Below are 13,978 nucleotides of genomic sequence, written 5' to 3'. Positions count from 1 at the left end.
CATAGCTCAGTTTTTGCGCGGGCCAAATCGAAAGCTAGATGGGCCTAACGTGGAAGTGGGCGGCCTGCGCGGCTTTTCGCGCAGGCCCGCTCGACTGAAGGGTTATGCATCTCTTCGCACATGCGCGTTATGGATGATTGGGTTAATGCCATCAAGATGTCCGACAGTCTTTGCGAAGGAGCGAACGTTGCAGTTGAACTCAATATTTCCATCGAGGGCGACTGGATTGCCAGAATGCCTCGCGAACTGGTTGGCTGGGCCTTCTGGAATTGCTCCGCTGATGTAGAGAGACGCCACTTCGCCAGGGGCGATGACTTGTTTCTTCAGGATTGACGCATCTATGGTCGAACCGCCGAGCCAGAACCGAAAGCCAGCACGATCCAACTCGACGGGGAACGGCGAGAGATTGATGGCCATGAGCCACAGAGAGAACGAAGCTGACTCACCAAGATCAACGACCACCGAACTGTGGCGAGGCCGAAGATCGACATAGATCAACTGCGACAATTTCTCTTTCGTGAAATACCGGCGAAGAAGGAATCCCGGCAGCCAGCGAAGCAGACGCCAAATACCTTGAATTGGGATGGTCTCAAGTGCCATGCGCGGTCACCAAGTGAAATGCATAACGTGCTAGTTCAGGGGCGACCGGAGGCTGAAGGCCGGAGGGAACCTGCCGGCACGGTCGGCAGGGCATCCCCTGGAGCGGCGGGTTAGCCCCCGGCATTTGCGAGCACATTTCTATACCACTCAACATACGCTGGATCTGCCAAAGGTGACTCCGGGACGACGAGTTCTGAGGACTGAACATCGATCACCACGACGTCTGACCTGTGAGCCGCAAGTGCAACGGCATTTACGAGTGCGACGATATCGCCATCGCCACGGCACCAAAGAGAAAGTGAAGCGTCAGATGGGTGCAACTCGACAAACACCCCGTCTTTGTTGGTGTTCCCGGTTCCGTCTCTTTGCCACCGGATGCTCTCAAAGAGGTTCTCGGCCAAAGCGCGGTATTGCTCACGACCGAAGGACTCATCGGCCTCAAGCTCGGAGAGCGAGTTTGGGGGAGATTGGTACTTGACGAGGATGAAGTCGAGGCTCATGAGCGATGGCTCCGGGGGCTAACGTAGAGCTAACCGGCGCTGCGCGGGTTTATCGCGCAGCGTCCAGCGACTGAAAGGAGCGAGGTTGAGCGCCATGTTAGGTTTTTAGACCTTAGCGACCCAACTGGAGAACTCTCGGGTTGTTCTTTTCCCGACTTGAACTACAGCCCCACGTTTGAAAAACTCACTCCCGAAAATATGTATGTAGCCCCCGAAATCGGAAGGAAGGTAAAAGTCTCCGTACTTCATCATGGCCACCTTCTCCTTTCCGAAGTGGCCGTAGAAATAGCCAAACTCAAACAAGACATTCAGGTTCGGTGTCCAGACAGGCTTTCCACGCACTGTACTTTCTGCTTCGGGAGAGAACAGCAAAACTGCACCATCGACTTTGTCTTTTATGTTGTCCAACTCTTCGAGCAATGTTCTACCTGCGATGAATGCGTCGTCCCACCAAGGCAGAAACTCCAAGGTTGCGCTCGTAAACTTTTTCACGACCGCTTTTGCTTGGGAGCGGGCAGCAGAGGATGATCCAATAAACAGTGTGGTTTTAGGCATGATGGTATTGGAGGGGGAAAAAACCTAACTAGTAGTAGACGACAAAAACGTCCAATAAAAATGGGGCTGTCCAATATCCTGGAACACCGGACAGCCGAATCGCTTGTCCTGCAACGGATTCATCAAACCTTCCGATTACTGGCCCCGCTAAAAATCCGTAAAACCGGACAGCCTCAAAGTTACCGTCAGCAAACCCACACCGCAACAGAAAGTTGCCAATCGCATATCCCAAGTAACTAAACCACCACCCCCAACCAATGCGATCGCGTTCGCTACACCACCGGTTTTCCATCCCCTTCCACCCCCGCCGAGCAGCGCAAGGCGGGCGGGGGGCATTCGGCGAGGACTGTCTGAGGCCCGAAGGGCCGAGTTCCGCAGCCGCCCCGACCGACTGAGCAGCGCAGGGAAGCCCGCAGGGCCGGGGGTGAGGGTCCGCCTTCTTTTGGCTACTTTTCTTAGCGGTTAAGAAAAGTACGCCCGCCGGGCAACGGCGGAACCCAGCCGTCAATCAACAAACCACGCCCAACCAATCCCCAAACCTCAAACCGCCGAACCAGAACCCGAAGCGGAAGGATCATCCTCTCCCTGGTCCACCTCAATCCCCCAATCCCCATGCTCATACCAATCCTCCCCCAGCAGCTCCATCGGATGCTGGGTGCGGCTGGAGCCGTTGCCGCATTGCAGGTTGTCCGTGGAGCAATACTTGTCGCAGCCCCAGCAGATGCGCTCGGGGTGCTTGGGATGGAGGGGGAATTTCTTGGCCATGGGGATTCACCGGAAACGACGGGACCAGCCCGTTCATAACCCAGTAGATTACTCGGGTATACGGACCACGCCCTGATCCTGGTCAAAAAGGGGCGCCGGCGACCCGGCGGCAAAGAGTGGCAGCGAAGACTAGCGGCGGCGCCACACCTGCCAGCGCTCGCCGCCGGCGAAGACCGGGATGGGGGCCTGGGCGGGCGCGTCGACCATGCGCTCGAACCAGGGGGACAGCAGGGCCTCCTGCTCCGCCGCACCGATGCCGAAGGGGGGCCCCTTGGGCTCGTCGCTGAAAAAGAAGAAGCCGGCCAGATAGCCGCCGGGGCGCACCAGTTCGGCCGCCCGGGGGCCGTAGCCGGGCCACAGCTTGCGCGGCAGGGCGCAGAGGAAGGCCCGTTCGTACACCACGTCGTAGGGCGCTTCCACGGGGAAATCGAAAAAGTCGGCGCAGCGCAGTTCGCCGCCCCACTCGCCGAGGACTTCCCGGGCGGCGGCGATGGCGGCGGGGGCAAAGTCCAGGGCCGTCACCGCCCAGCCGCGCTGGTCGAGCCAGGCGGCCTCCCGGGCGTGGCCACAGCCGGGCACCAGGATGCGCGGCGGCGTGGCGCAGGCGGGGGGCGGCAGCAGGGCCTCCAGTTCCGCCGGGGCGCTGCCGTGGTCCCAGGGCGTGGCGCCGGCGGCAAAGCGCTTGTCCCAGAAGTCGGGCAGTTCCGGGCGCTGGTGGTCGGGCTTGGCGGACGGGGCTTGGGTCATGGGCGTCTCCTGATTATTGTGTGCGCCATTCTACCGGCCCCGCCTCCTCTCAATGGCAGTGGCCGCCCACCTGGAAGGGGTCGAGCAGGTTGCTGCAGATCCAGCGGGCCAGACGGCCGCGCCAGCTCTGGTCGGGCTTGTAGCGTTCCAGGCGCTGGGTGAAGGTCCATTCCCGGGGCAGGTCGAGGAAGAGGATGGTGGCGATGAAGATGTTGAAGAAGACGTCGAGGAACAGGGCCACCAGGGCGGCGGGGGCGATCAGCACCCGGGGCACCGTGGTCAGTTTGGGCCAGGCGGCCTTGCCGGCCATGGTGACGATGAAGAGCAACCAGAAAACGTAGATGTAGACGAGCAGCATGATGTTCTCCCTGAATCGTTATGGACGGCCGCGACGCCAACCCGACGTCATGGCCGGCAACGATTATGGGCGGGAGAGGCCGCCGCTGGAAGCCTCATCGGCGACGGCCGCCATGGCGCCACCTCCGGCCTGCAGGGCGAGCCAGGCCTCGTAGCCGCCCCGCACCGGGCGCACGTTGCGGTAGCCCAGGGCCATCAGGCGGCGGGCGGCCTGCACGGCGCTGGCATCGGCGGGGCAGTTGCACAGGGTCGCCACCAGGGCCTCCCGGGGCCAGTGGGCGGCCCGCTCCGCCGGGTCGTCCAGGGTGGCGGCGGTGGCGCCGGGGAGAAGGCCCGTCTCCCGTATCATGGCCTCGCCGCGCAGGTCGAGGAACAGGGGCGGGGCGGCGGACTGCAGGGCATCGGCCAGCTCCGCCGGGGTGAGGTGGGGAATGGCGGACAGCTTCTCGAAACGGTATTTCTGCCAGAACTTCCAGCCCAGCCACAGGCCCAGCAGGGCCAGCAGCAGCGTCAGGGCCAGGTTCCCGTTGCCCTGCAGGCGGGCCAGCACCTGCTGCAGTTCGCCCCGCAGCCACCAGCCGGCCAGGATGGCGCCGCCGGCCCACAGGGCCGCGCCCAGGGCGGCGGCGGCGAGGAAGGACGGCAGGGCCAGGCGCAGGGAGCCGGCGATGGGCGGGGCCACGGTGGAAAAGCCGGGGATGAACTTGGCCAGCACCAGGGACCAGGCGCCCCAGCGGGTGAAGCGGGCTTCCGTGGCGCTGACGCAGGAGCCCGGGTTGATGGAGAGGCGGCAGAGGCCGGCCAGGACCCGGTAGCCGAAGCTGCGTCCGGCCAGGTACCACACCCAGTCCGCCAGGACCGAGGCCAGCACGGCGACGGCCAGCAATTGCAAACCGTGCAGGGGCGAGGCGGCCAGGCTGCCGGCCAGCAGCAGGGTCGGCACCGCCGGCACCGGCAGCCCCAGTTGCTGCAGCAGCACGTTGAGGAAGACCACCCAGGCGGCGTCCCGTTGCAGGGCATCGGTCAGCTGGGCAAGGTCCATGGGCGGCTCCGGAGGCGGCGGGGAATAAGGGTTGGGGCCAAGAAAAAGGGCCCGGGCTTGTCACTATAGCCCGGGCCCCGCGGGGAGTAGAAGCCGGCGGCCTCAGTCGGTGCGCACCGGCACGTAGAGGCGGGCGTCCTCCCGCTGGATGAGCAGGGCGAAGCGCTTGCCGGCCTGGTCCAGTAGTTCCTTGAGCTGGGCCGGGGAGGAGACCCGGGCGTTGTTCACCGCCAGCACCACGTCCCCTTCCTGCAGGCCGGCCCGGGCGGCGGGACCGTTCACTCCCACCACCACCACGCCGCTGCTGCCCAGGGCCGCCGCCTCTTCCCGGGAGAGGGAACGCACGGCGAGTCCGACGCGGCCGCCGCCGGCGCTCTCGCCCCGGGCCTGGGGCGCCGTCTCGCTGGGCATGGCGGCCAGCACGGCCTGCTTCTCCAGGCGCTTGCCGTCCCGCAGCACGGTGAGGCCGAGCTTGGTGCCGGGAGCGCTGTCGCCCACCTTGCGCGGCAGGTCGGTGGCCTCCTCGATGGGCACGCCGTCCAGGGCGATGATGACGTCGCCGGGCTGCAGGCCGGCCTTGTCCGCCGGGCTGCTGCGGTCTACTCCGGTCACCAGGGCGCCCACGGGCTTGGCCAGGCCGAAGGATTCGGCCAGTTCCTTGGTCACCGGCTGCATGGTGACGCCGAGGCGGCCGCGCTGCACCTTGCCGGTCTTCTGCAGCTGGTCCTTGACCTTCATGGCGACGTCGATGGGGATGGCGAAGGAGATGCCCTGGTAGCCGCCGGAACGGCTGTAGATCTGGGAGTTGATGCCCACCACCTCGCCCTTGAGGTTGAACAGGGGGCCGCCGGAGTTGCCCGGGTTGATGGCCACGTCGGTCTGGATGAAGGGCACGTAGGTCTCGTCCGGCAGGGCCCGGGACTTGGCGCTGACGATGCCGGCGGTGACGGAGTTCTCGAAGCCGAAGGGGGCGCCGATGGCGGCCACCCACTCGCCCACCTTGAGGCGGTCCGGGCTGCCGATGCGCACCGTGGGCAGGTTGCTGGCGGCGATCTTGATCAGGGCCACGTCGCTGCGGCGGTCGATGCCCACCACCTTGGCCTTGAATTCCCGCTTGTCGGTGAGCTTCACCGCCACTTCGTCGGCATCGGCTACCACGTGGGCGTTGGTCAGCACGTAGCCGTCGGCGCTGACGATGAAGCCGGAGCCGATGCCGCGGCTTTCCTGGGGTTGCTGGGAGCCCATGCCGGGGGCGATGCCGAAGCGGCGCAGGAAGTCGTAGAAGGGGTCGTTGGGATTGATGCCGCTGACGTTGCTGTTCTTGGCCAGGGTCACGGTGGAAATGTTCACCACCGCCGAACCCACCTGCTCCACCAGGGCGGAAAAGTCCGGCAAAGCGGCCAGGGGCGCGCCGGCGGCGGGCCCTGGGACGGCCGCGGCGGAGGCGGCGGCAACCGTGGCGGGGGCGGCGTTGGAGCGGGAGATCAGGGACAGGTCGGCCTGGGCGGCGACGAAGGCCAGCAGGCCGCCGGCGGCAAAGGCGGCGACGCTGCGGGAAAAACGGAACGGCAGGGGGCGAAAGGGGATTTTGGTCATGGTCTTATATCCTCCAAAAGTTGGGGCACGGCAGAAGACTACCGAAAATCCGCCGCCATGCGCCTGACCTTACAAGGTGTTACAACGACGACACAGAACGTCATCAAGCAATGCCGGAGGAAATGGGGGCGCCGGCCGCCGAACACAAGCCCTGCCACGAGGCAGAAGGGACGGCCATCTCCGGCATGACATGGCGGAGATGGCCGTCCCTTCTAGGTTTGCAGCCACCACCATGGTGGCTCCGCGCCTGTCCCTAGATCTGCCGCTCCCGCCCGGCCCACCAGGGGTCCCGCAGGGTGCGCTTCAAGGTCTTGCCGGCGGCGTTGCGCGGAAAGTCGGGGACGATCTCCACCGAATGCAGGCGCTGGTACTTGGCCGCCACCCGCTCGTTCACCCAGTCCCGCAGTTCCGTCGGGCTCGCCGCCGCCGGCTGCCGCAGGACGATGGCGGCATGGGGCGTCTCGCCCCATTTGTCGTGGGGAATGCCGAACACCGCCACCTCCCGCACCGCCGGGTGGCGGGCGGCCACCTCCTCGATGTCCTTGGGGTACACCTTGACCCCGCCGGAATCGATCATGTCCTTCTTGCGGTCCACCAGGTGCAGGTAGCCCTCCTCGTCCCGGTAGCCCAGGTCGCCGGTATGCAGCCAGCCGTCCTTGAGGGTCTGGGCCGTCAGCTCGGGCCGGTTGAAGTAGCCGCTCATGAGGATGGGCCCCTTGCCCACCACCTCCCCCACTGCGCCGGGGGGCAGGTCGCGGCCGTCCTCGCCGACGATGTGCAGCTCGTAGAACTGGGGCGGGGTGCCCACCGAGAGGGGCTTGCGCAGGGACTGGCTGCGGTCGAGCACGGTGATGAAGCCTTCGGTGAGGCCGTACAGCTCGTAGAAGCGGTTGGGCAGGAGCCGGTTCAAAGCCTGCTTGCGCTCCTGCAGCAGGGGGGCGCCGACGGAGAGGAAGGTCTCGATGCTGGACAGCTTCTCCGCGGCGAAATCCGGGTGGTCCAGGATGGCGACGATCTGGGAGGGCACCACCACCGTGTGCGTCACCTTTTCCTGCGCAATCAGGTCGATGGCCAGGGCCGCATCGAAGGCCCCGGCCAGGACATAGGTGGCCCCCAGGTAGAAGGCGGGGAACATGGTCAGCAGGGCGCCGTTGAAGACGATGCCGCCGCTGTGCAGGACCACCGACTCCGGCGTCATGCGCCAGGTGGAGGCCAGCAGGGTGCAATAGGCGGCGCGGCAGGCGTGGGACTGCAGGATGCCCTTGGGCTGGCCCGTGGTGCCGCTGGAATACATGATGGCGAAGATGTCGTCGCCGGCGGGGTGGGGCACCGCCGGCTCTTCTTCAGACGCCGCCTCGGTGAGGGCTGCATAGGCGGGATGGCCGCCCGGGAAAGTCCCGGAATCAGAGGGCGCGGCAGATGAGGGATCGCCCTCCCCCACCACCACGATGCGCTCCCGGGCCAGGGCGGGCAGGGCCTGGCCCAGGCCGTCCACTTCCGCCACTGCAGCGGGATGGATGAAGAGCGCCGCCGCTCCCGCATCCGCCAGCAGGCTGCCGAGGCCGGCGGCGTTGAGCAGGGGCGAGAGGGGCACCAGCACGGCGCCGATGCGCGGCACCGCCCAGTAGATTTCCAGCAGCTCCAGGCTGTTGGGCAGCACCGTCGCCACCCGGTCCCCTTTCTTGATGTCCAGGGCCAGCAGGGCATTGGCCAGGCGATTGACCCGGCGGTGGAACTGGCGCCAGGTGAGGCGCCGGGTCTGCCGGCCGTCGGCGAAGACCACGGCCGCCTGTTCGGGCCGGTAGCGGGCATGGTGGGCGATGAGGGTGGTGGGTTGCTGCATGGGGCCTCCGGAGACGGGAGGCGGCAAAGGGCCGCCGGACAGCAGCCAGTCTAGGAAGGCGCCGGCGCCGGACCCAACGATTGTTTTGGAATATTTTTATGGCAAAAGAACGGGGCCGGGGAGGTTGCCCTCGCCGGCCCCGCTGGCAGGCGCTCCCGCCGCCCGGGCGGGAGCTGCCATGGTGGCGCCTACTTGGCCGGGCCCTTGCGGATCAGGCCCAGGGGCTTGCCCAGGGGCAGCAGGGTGCGGCCGAAGTAGCTGTTGATGAAGATGGAACCGGCGGCATAGAACCCCAGCAGGGCAATGGCCAGTTCGGACCAGGCGGCGGCACCGCTGAAGAAGGCGGGGGCCACGCCCAGCATGGAGAGGGCCAGGGAAGGCAGCAGCACGTTGATCAGCACCAGGATGGCGGCGAACACCTTGTTGGCCTCGAAAGCCGCCACCATGATGAAGATGGAGAAGATGAAGTAGGCGATACAGGCGAAGGCGAACTGGCGCGGGTCGGCCTTGGCCGCATCGATCTCGCCGAACCAGCCCAGGCTGATGGCCCAGTGCATGGCCACGGCGATCCAGAACAGGCCGTAGGCGCCGAGGACGATGGCGCCGAAGTAGTTGTTCTTCTTGAAGTCGATGGTGGAGGCCCAGATCTGGGCGATGGAACCCAGGAACAGGGCCCAGGGGATCAGGTAGGTGACGCCGCTGGTCCAGCCCAGTTTGGCGGAGGCGGCGACGAAAGTGACGGTGGCCAGGCCGAACACCCCCAGGGCGGTGGGGTCGGACATGACAATCTTGGTCTCCATGACCTGTGCTTGCTGCTGCATAAAAACTCCCTCGCGTTGTGTTTGATTGGATCGAGGTCGGTTTTTGCTGCCCTGGCCATGGCACAGAAAAGGGGGTAAGGCCTGGCGGCCCGCCCCCCTATTTCCAGCGACTGTCACCTGGCACCACCGCCAGGCGCAACAAATTACGAATTATGAAATCGTATTTACCGTATCTCGCCCGACACTATAGAGAGCCTTTATTTGCAGTCAATCCGCAGTGCACAATAGATTACGATTAGTAAAAACAATTACTTATAAAACACCCTGACGGGATATCAGCCGCTGTTGCGCAGACCGGCGGCCACCCCGTTGATGGTGAGGTGGATGCCGCGGCGGATGCGCTCGTCCGTCTCCCCGGCCCGGTGGCGGTGCAGCAGTTCCACCTGCAGGTGATTCAGCGGGTCCATGTAGGGGAAGCGGTTGCGGATGGAGCGCTTCAGGAGCGGGTTGTCCGCCAGCAGTTCGGCCTGTTCCTCGATGGCCAGCAGCAGTTCCCGGGTGCGCTCCCACTCGGCCTTGATGCGGCCGAAGATGGCGGCGCGCAGCTCGGCATCAGTCACCAGTTCGGCGTAGCGGGAAGCGATGGCGATGTCGCTCTTGGCCAGCACCATGTCCATGTTGGAGAGCAGGGTGCGGAAGAAGGGCCAGTTGCGGTACATCTTGCGCAGGGTGGCCAGACCCGCCTCCCGCCCTTCCGGGTGCTCGCCCAGCCAGGCCTCAACGGCGCTGCCGAAGCCGTACCAGCCGGGCAGCATGAGGCGGCACTGGGCCCAACTGAAGACCCAGGGAATGGCCCGCAGGTCCTCGATGGCCTCCGACTTCTTGCGCGAGGCCGGGCGGCTGCCGATGTTGAGGTTGGCGATCTCGGAAACCGGCGTCGATTCGCGGAAATAGGTGGTGAAGCCCGGGGTCTCGTACACCAGGCCCCGGTAGGCGGAAAAGGCCAGCTGCGAAAGGCGGTCGAGCACGGCGTGGTAGGGCCTGGCCGGCTCCACCCGGTTTTCGTGGTCGGTGAGGGTGGCTTCCAGGGTGGCGGCGGCGAGAATCTCCAGGTTGCGCCGGCCCACTTCCGGGTTGGCGTACTTGGAGGCGATGACCTCGCCCTGCTCGGTGATGCGGATCTGGCCGGAGACGGCGCCGGCGGGCTGGGCCAGGATGGCCTGATAGCTGGGGCCGCCGCCCCGGCCGACGGAACCGCCGCGGCCGTGGAAGAGGCGCAGGCGCACGCCTGCTGCGGCAAAAACCCGGGTCAGGTCGATCTCGGCCTTGTACAGCTCCCAGCCGGAAGTGAGGAAGCCGCCGTCCTTGTTGCTGTCCGAATAGCCCAGCATCACCTCCTGCTCCTCGCCCCGGGCGGCCACCAGGGCCCGGTAGGCCGGCAGGGCAAAGAGACTGGCCATGACCGGGGCGGAGCGGCGCAGGTCGTCGATGGTCTCGAACAGGGGAATGATGTTTACCGCCAGCTTCGGTGCGGCACCCGGAATCAGCAGCCCGGCCTCCTTGGCCAGCAGGGCCACTTCCAGCAGATCGGAGGCGCCGTCGGTCTTGGAGATGATGCAGTTGGGCAGGGCGGCGTCGCCGTAGCGGGCCTTCAGTTCCCGGGCGGCGAAGAAGATGGCCAGTTCGCCGGCCGTTTCTTCCGAGTACGCCAGGTAGGGCGAGTAGAGGGGCCGGGGGCTGGCGATTTCCTCCGCCAGCAGGGCGATGCGGGCGGCTTCGTCGAGGGCGGAATAGGCTTCGACGGAAGGCAGGCGGCCGGCCAAGGCCAGCAGTTCGGCGACGCTGCGTTCGTGCACGTCCGAGTTCTGGCGCAGGTCGATGGGGGCCAGGTGGAAGCCGAATACCTGCACCGCCCGGATCAGGCGGCGCAGGCGGCCCCGGGCCAGCAGGCCGGCGCCATGGGCGGCGAGGGAGGCGGCCAGCACCTGGAGATCGGCTACCAGGGCGGCGGACGAGTCATAGGGCGCGCTCTCGGCCACGGCGTGGCGCAGCGGCGGGTGCCGGTCCAGGGATTCGGAGGTGGCGGCCAGGCGGGCGTAGATGCCGGTGAGGGCGCGCCGGTAGGCTTCGTCCGCCCGGTGGGGGGAACGGTCCGGGGAGCGGTCGGCCAGGGCCGCCAGTTCCGCCGACACGGGCAGCAGCATCTGGGACAGGGGCAGGTCGGCGCCGAGGGCGTGGATTTCGTCGAGATAGAAATCCAGGGCGGCGGACGACTGCAGGCGCAGGGCTTCCTTGAGGATGTCGGCGGTGACGAAGGGGTTGCCGTCCCGGTCGCCCCCGATCCAGCTGCCGATGCGGAAGAAGTTGGGCAGGTCCCAGGACTGCTCCGGGAAGCGGGATTTCAGCTGGTCTTCGAATTGGCAGTAGAGCCGGGGCAGTTCGGCGAAGAAGGTGTCGTCGTAGTAGCTGATGCCGTTCTTCACCTCGTCCACCACCGCCAGCCGGTTGGGCCGCAGCATGCGGGTGCGCCACAGGGTGAGCACGGCGGCGCGCAGGGCGGCGTCGTTGTCGGCCGCCTCTTCCGGGGTCATGGCCACCCGGTCCCGGGTATCCAGCAGGCGGGCCACCTCCCGCTGGCAGTGCAGGATGCTCTTGCGGCTGACTTCGGTGGGGTGGGCCGTCAGCACCGGGGAGACCAGGGAATGACCCAGAGCCTCGGCCAGGGCCTCGCCGCCGACGCCGGCTTCGGCCAGGCGCTCCAGGGCGTAGGCCAGACTGCCTTCCCGCGCCTCGGAGCCGGCGATTTCATGGGTGCGGCGGCGGCGGATGTGGTGCTGATCCTCGGCGATGTTGGCGAAGTGCAGGAAATAGGTGAAGGCCCGCACCACGGAGAGCATGGTGTCCCGGGGCAGGCCGTTGAGGATGGCGGCCAGCTCGTCCCGGGCCGCCGGCTCCTGGTCCCGGGCGAAGCGCACGGCGATCTGGCGGATGGTCTCGACGGCGGTGAAGGCCTCGCCGCCCTCCTGTTCGCGCACGGTGTCGCCGAGGAGGCGGCCCAGGAGGCGGATGTCCTCCCGCAGGGGCTGGTCCTTGTCGGCGGCGGCAGAGAGGTCGGCAGAAGGGGCGGGAGCGTGCAGGGACACGGTTTTTCCTTGGATGCGAGTCATGACCCGGCCAGATTACTGCGCTGCAACAGAGGCGCCTATGGGGGTTTTCACCGATGCCGCGCCGGGGACGGCGCTTTTGTGCCGCATCAAAGTGGCGCCCCGCCCCCATGCTAGAATGGGCGCCACTTTTTTCCACCCGCCGCACGGCATTTTCACGCTTTTCCGGGGACCGCTTTGACCACTACGCCCGCTAATGTCACCACTCCTTCCCGCATCGTCATCGCCTCCCGGGAATCCCGCCTGGCCATGTGGCAGGCCGAGCACGTGCGCGACCGCCTAGCCGAGATCCACGCCGGCGCCGAAGTCTCCATCCTGGGCATGACCACCCAGGGCGACCAGATCCTCGACCGCCCCCTGTCCACCATCGGCGGCAAGGGCCTCTTCATCAAGGAACTGGAAGTGGCCATGGAAGAAGGCCGGGCCGACCTGGCGGTGCACTCCCTGAAAGACGTGCCCATGGACATGCCCGAGGGCTTCGCCCTGGTGGCCATCTCCGCCCGGGAGAATCCCCGGGATGCCTTCGTCTCCAACAAGTTCCGCGGCCTGGAAGACCTGCCGGAAGGCGCCGTGGTCGGCACCTCCAGCCTGCGCCGGGAAGCCATCCTGCGGGCCAAGTACCCCAAGCTGCAGATCCGCAGCCTGCGCGGCAACCTGGACACCCGCCTGCGCAAGCTCGACGAGGGCCAGTACGACGCCATCATCCTGGCCGCCGCCGGCCTCATCCGCCTGGGCCTCTCAGACCGCATCCGCTCCGTGCTCACCCCCGAGCAGTCCCTGCCGGCCCCCGGCCAGGGCGCCCTGGGCATCGAGGTGCGGGCCGACCGCCTGGATGCCGCCGCCTGGGTGGCGCCCCTCAACGACGCCACCACCGCCGCCTGCGTCATCGCCGAGCGGGCCTTCTCCCGGGCCCTGGGCGGCAGCTGCCAGATTCCCCTGGGCGGCTACGCCGAAATGAAAAACGGCCAGGTCTGGCTGCGGGGCTTCGTCGCCAGCGTGGACGGCCAGCAGATGGTGGAAGGCGAAGCCTGGGGCACCCCGGTGGAAGCCGCCGCCCTGGGCCGCCAGCTGGCCGAGGACCTGAAGGCCAAGGGCGCCGGCGAAATCCTCGCCGCCCTGGCTTGTGCCAAGCACTGATTGAAAACCCTTAGCCACAGAGGGCATAGAGAACGCAGAGAAAAACGAGGGCAAAGCAAAGGCAAGGAGTTGCCGCTGACGTGGATTCCCTCCTCTCGGTTTTCCCCTCTGTGTTCTCTGTGCCCTCTGTGGCAAAAATGACATGCCCCTGACCGGCCGCACCATCGTCGTCACCCGGCCCCGGGCCCAGGCGGACAGCCTGGCCCAGGCCATTGCCGCTGCCGGCGGCACTCCCCTGCTCTACCCCCTGCTGGAAATCGAGGCCGCCGACCCGGCGCCGCTGCAGGCCGTGGCCCCCCGTCTGGCGGACTACGCCATCGTCTTCTGCGTCAGTCCCAATGCGGTGGAACACGCCCTGCCCACTCTCCTGGCGGCCGGCCCCTGGCCGGCAGGCACCCGCCCGGCCGGCGTCGGCACCGGCACGGAAAAGGCCTGGGCCCGCTTCGGCCTGGGCCAGGTCATCGCCCCCAGGGAACGTTTCGACTCCGAGGCATTGCTGGAACTGCCGGAATTCCAGGCCGAGGCCGTGGCCGGCAAGAAGGTGCTGATCCTGCGCGGCGATGGCGGCCGGGAGCTGCTGCGGGAAACCCTGGAAGCCCGGGGCGCCACGGTGGACGTGCTCACCTGCTACCACCGCCGCCCGCCGAGCCAGGGCACTGCAGCCCTGGAACAGGCCTGGACCGCCGGCCGCCTTGATGCCATCATCATCTCCTCCAGCGAAGCCCTGCGCCACCTGTGGCAGTTGCTGGACGAAGACGGCCGCCGCCGCCTGGCCCAAACGCCCCTGTTCGTCCCCCACGAGCGCATCGCCCAGGGGGCCAAGGACCTGGGACTGCAACGGGTCATCCTCACGCCCCCTGCCGACCAGGGCCTATTGGCCGGCTTATGCGCCTATAATTGGGCTCAATAAT

At 66.7% G+C, this 13,978-nt stretch carries 13 protein-coding genes; 2 read left to right on the top strand and 11 right to left on the bottom strand.

Going from position 1 to position 13,978, the window contains the following annotated elements; all coding sequences use genetic code 11:
- Positions 1–102: 102 nt before the first annotated feature.
- From AC3QLZ_RS14910 to ppc, 11 genes are all read right to left on the bottom strand, one after another.
- Entirely contained in the window at positions 103–600 is a 498-nt protein-coding gene (locus tag AC3QLZ_RS14910) for a hypothetical protein (RefSeq protein WP_157870600.1), read from the bottom strand.
- A gap of 110 nt (positions 601–710) precedes the next feature.
- Positions 711–1,100 (bottom strand): hypothetical protein, encoded by a 390-nt coding sequence (locus AC3QLZ_RS14905; RefSeq protein WP_043797937.1) that lies wholly within the window; start codon positions 1,098–1,100, stop codon positions 711–713.
- Between the two features lie 105 nt (positions 1,101–1,205).
- Positions 1,206–1,655: a TIR domain-containing protein gene (locus AC3QLZ_RS14900; RefSeq protein WP_083833943.1), complete on the bottom strand. Its 450-nt coding sequence runs from the start codon at positions 1,653–1,655 to the stop codon at positions 1,206–1,208.
- Between the two features lie 540 nt (positions 1,656–2,195).
- Complete coding sequence (locus AC3QLZ_RS14895; protein WP_014236698.1) at positions 2,196–2,420, bottom strand: DUF3079 domain-containing protein; 225 nt, start codon at positions 2,418–2,420, stop codon at positions 2,196–2,198.
- A 129-nt stretch (positions 2,421–2,549) separates the two neighbouring features.
- A complete protein-coding gene (locus tag AC3QLZ_RS14890; RefSeq protein ID WP_014236697.1) occupies positions 2,550–3,167 on the bottom strand; it encodes a methyltransferase domain-containing protein in 618 nt (205 codons plus the stop codon).
- A gap of 49 nt (positions 3,168–3,216) precedes the next feature.
- Positions 3,217–3,525: a hypothetical protein gene (locus AC3QLZ_RS14885; protein ID WP_014236696.1), complete on the bottom strand. Its 309-nt coding sequence runs from the start codon at positions 3,523–3,525 to the stop codon at positions 3,217–3,219.
- 63 nt (positions 3,526–3,588) lie between these two features.
- Entirely contained in the window at positions 3,589–4,566 is a 978-nt protein-coding gene (locus AC3QLZ_RS14880; protein WP_014236695.1) for a VTT domain-containing protein, read from the bottom strand.
- A 102-nt stretch (positions 4,567–4,668) separates the two neighbouring features.
- Complete coding sequence (locus AC3QLZ_RS14875; RefSeq protein WP_014236694.1) at positions 4,669–6,162, bottom strand: DegQ family serine endoprotease; 1,494 nt, start codon at positions 6,160–6,162, stop codon at positions 4,669–4,671.
- 253 nt (positions 6,163–6,415) lie between these two features.
- Complete coding sequence (locus tag AC3QLZ_RS14870; RefSeq protein ID WP_014236693.1) at positions 6,416–8,005, bottom strand: class I adenylate-forming enzyme family protein; 1,590 nt, start codon at positions 8,003–8,005, stop codon at positions 6,416–6,418.
- Between the two features lie 188 nt (positions 8,006–8,193).
- Positions 8,194–8,826, bottom strand: coding sequence for an acetate uptake transporter (locus tag AC3QLZ_RS14865; protein ID WP_014236692.1), 633 nt, complete (start codon positions 8,824–8,826; stop codon positions 8,194–8,196).
- A gap of 275 nt (positions 8,827–9,101) precedes the next feature.
- Positions 9,102–11,909 carry a phosphoenolpyruvate carboxylase gene (gene ppc / locus AC3QLZ_RS14860; RefSeq protein ID WP_014236691.1) on the bottom strand — a complete coding sequence of 936 codons (2,808 nt, stop codon included), beginning with the start codon at positions 11,907–11,909 and terminating at the stop codon, positions 9,102–9,104.
- A gap of 198 nt (positions 11,910–12,107) precedes the next feature.
- Between ppc and hemC the strand changes: the two genes are divergently transcribed.
- Positions 12,108–13,067: a hydroxymethylbilane synthase gene (gene hemC, locus AC3QLZ_RS14855; protein WP_014236690.1), complete on the top strand. Its 960-nt coding sequence runs from the start codon at positions 12,108–12,110 to the stop codon at positions 13,065–13,067.
- Positions 13,068–13,209: 142 nt separating this feature from the next.
- The gene (locus AC3QLZ_RS14850; protein WP_014236689.1) at positions 13,210–13,977 is read left to right on the top strand and encodes a uroporphyrinogen-III synthase; all 768 of its coding nucleotides are present in this window, start codon (positions 13,210–13,212) and stop codon (positions 13,975–13,977) included.
- Position 13,978: the final 1 nt, after the last annotated feature.

Source organism: Azospira sp. MPR-LB4, assembly GCF_058809525.1.
Note: the sequence above shows the minus strand (reverse complement) of the source record. Positions and strands in the feature narration are given on the sequence as shown.

Coding starts and splice junctions, on each gene's coding strand:
- AC3QLZ_RS14910 (WP_157870600.1), bottom strand. CDS start 600: ATGGCACTTGAGACCATCCCAATTCAAGGTATTTGGCGTCTGCTTCGC.
- AC3QLZ_RS14905 (WP_043797937.1), bottom strand. CDS start 1,100: ATGAGCCTCGACTTCATCCTCGTCAAGTACCAATCTCCCCCAAACTCG.
- AC3QLZ_RS14900 (WP_083833943.1), bottom strand. CDS start 1,655: ATGCCTAAAACCACACTGTTTATTGGATCATCCTCTGCTGCCCGCTCC.
- AC3QLZ_RS14895 (WP_014236698.1), bottom strand. CDS start 2,420: ATGGCCAAGAAATTCCCCCTCCATCCCAAGCACCCCGAGCGCATCTGC.
- AC3QLZ_RS14890 (WP_014236697.1), bottom strand. CDS start 3,167: ATGACCCAAGCCCCGTCCGCCAAGCCCGACCACCAGCGCCCGGAACTG.
- AC3QLZ_RS14885 (WP_014236696.1), bottom strand. CDS start 3,525: ATGCTGCTCGTCTACATCTACGTTTTCTGGTTGCTCTTCATCGTCACC.
- AC3QLZ_RS14880 (WP_014236695.1), bottom strand. CDS start 4,566: ATGGACCTTGCCCAGCTGACCGATGCCCTGCAACGGGACGCCGCCTGG.
- AC3QLZ_RS14875 (WP_014236694.1), bottom strand. CDS start 6,162: ATGACCAAAATCCCCTTTCGCCCCCTGCCGTTCCGTTTTTCCCGCAGC.
- AC3QLZ_RS14870 (WP_014236693.1), bottom strand. CDS start 8,005: ATGCAGCAACCCACCACCCTCATCGCCCACCATGCCCGCTACCGGCCC.
- AC3QLZ_RS14865 (WP_014236692.1), bottom strand. CDS start 8,826: ATGCAGCAGCAAGCACAGGTCATGGAGACCAAGATTGTCATGTCCGAC.
- AC3QLZ_RS14850 (WP_014236689.1), top strand. CDS start 13,210: ATGCCCCTGACCGGCCGCACCATCGTCGTCACCCGGCCCCGGGCCCAG.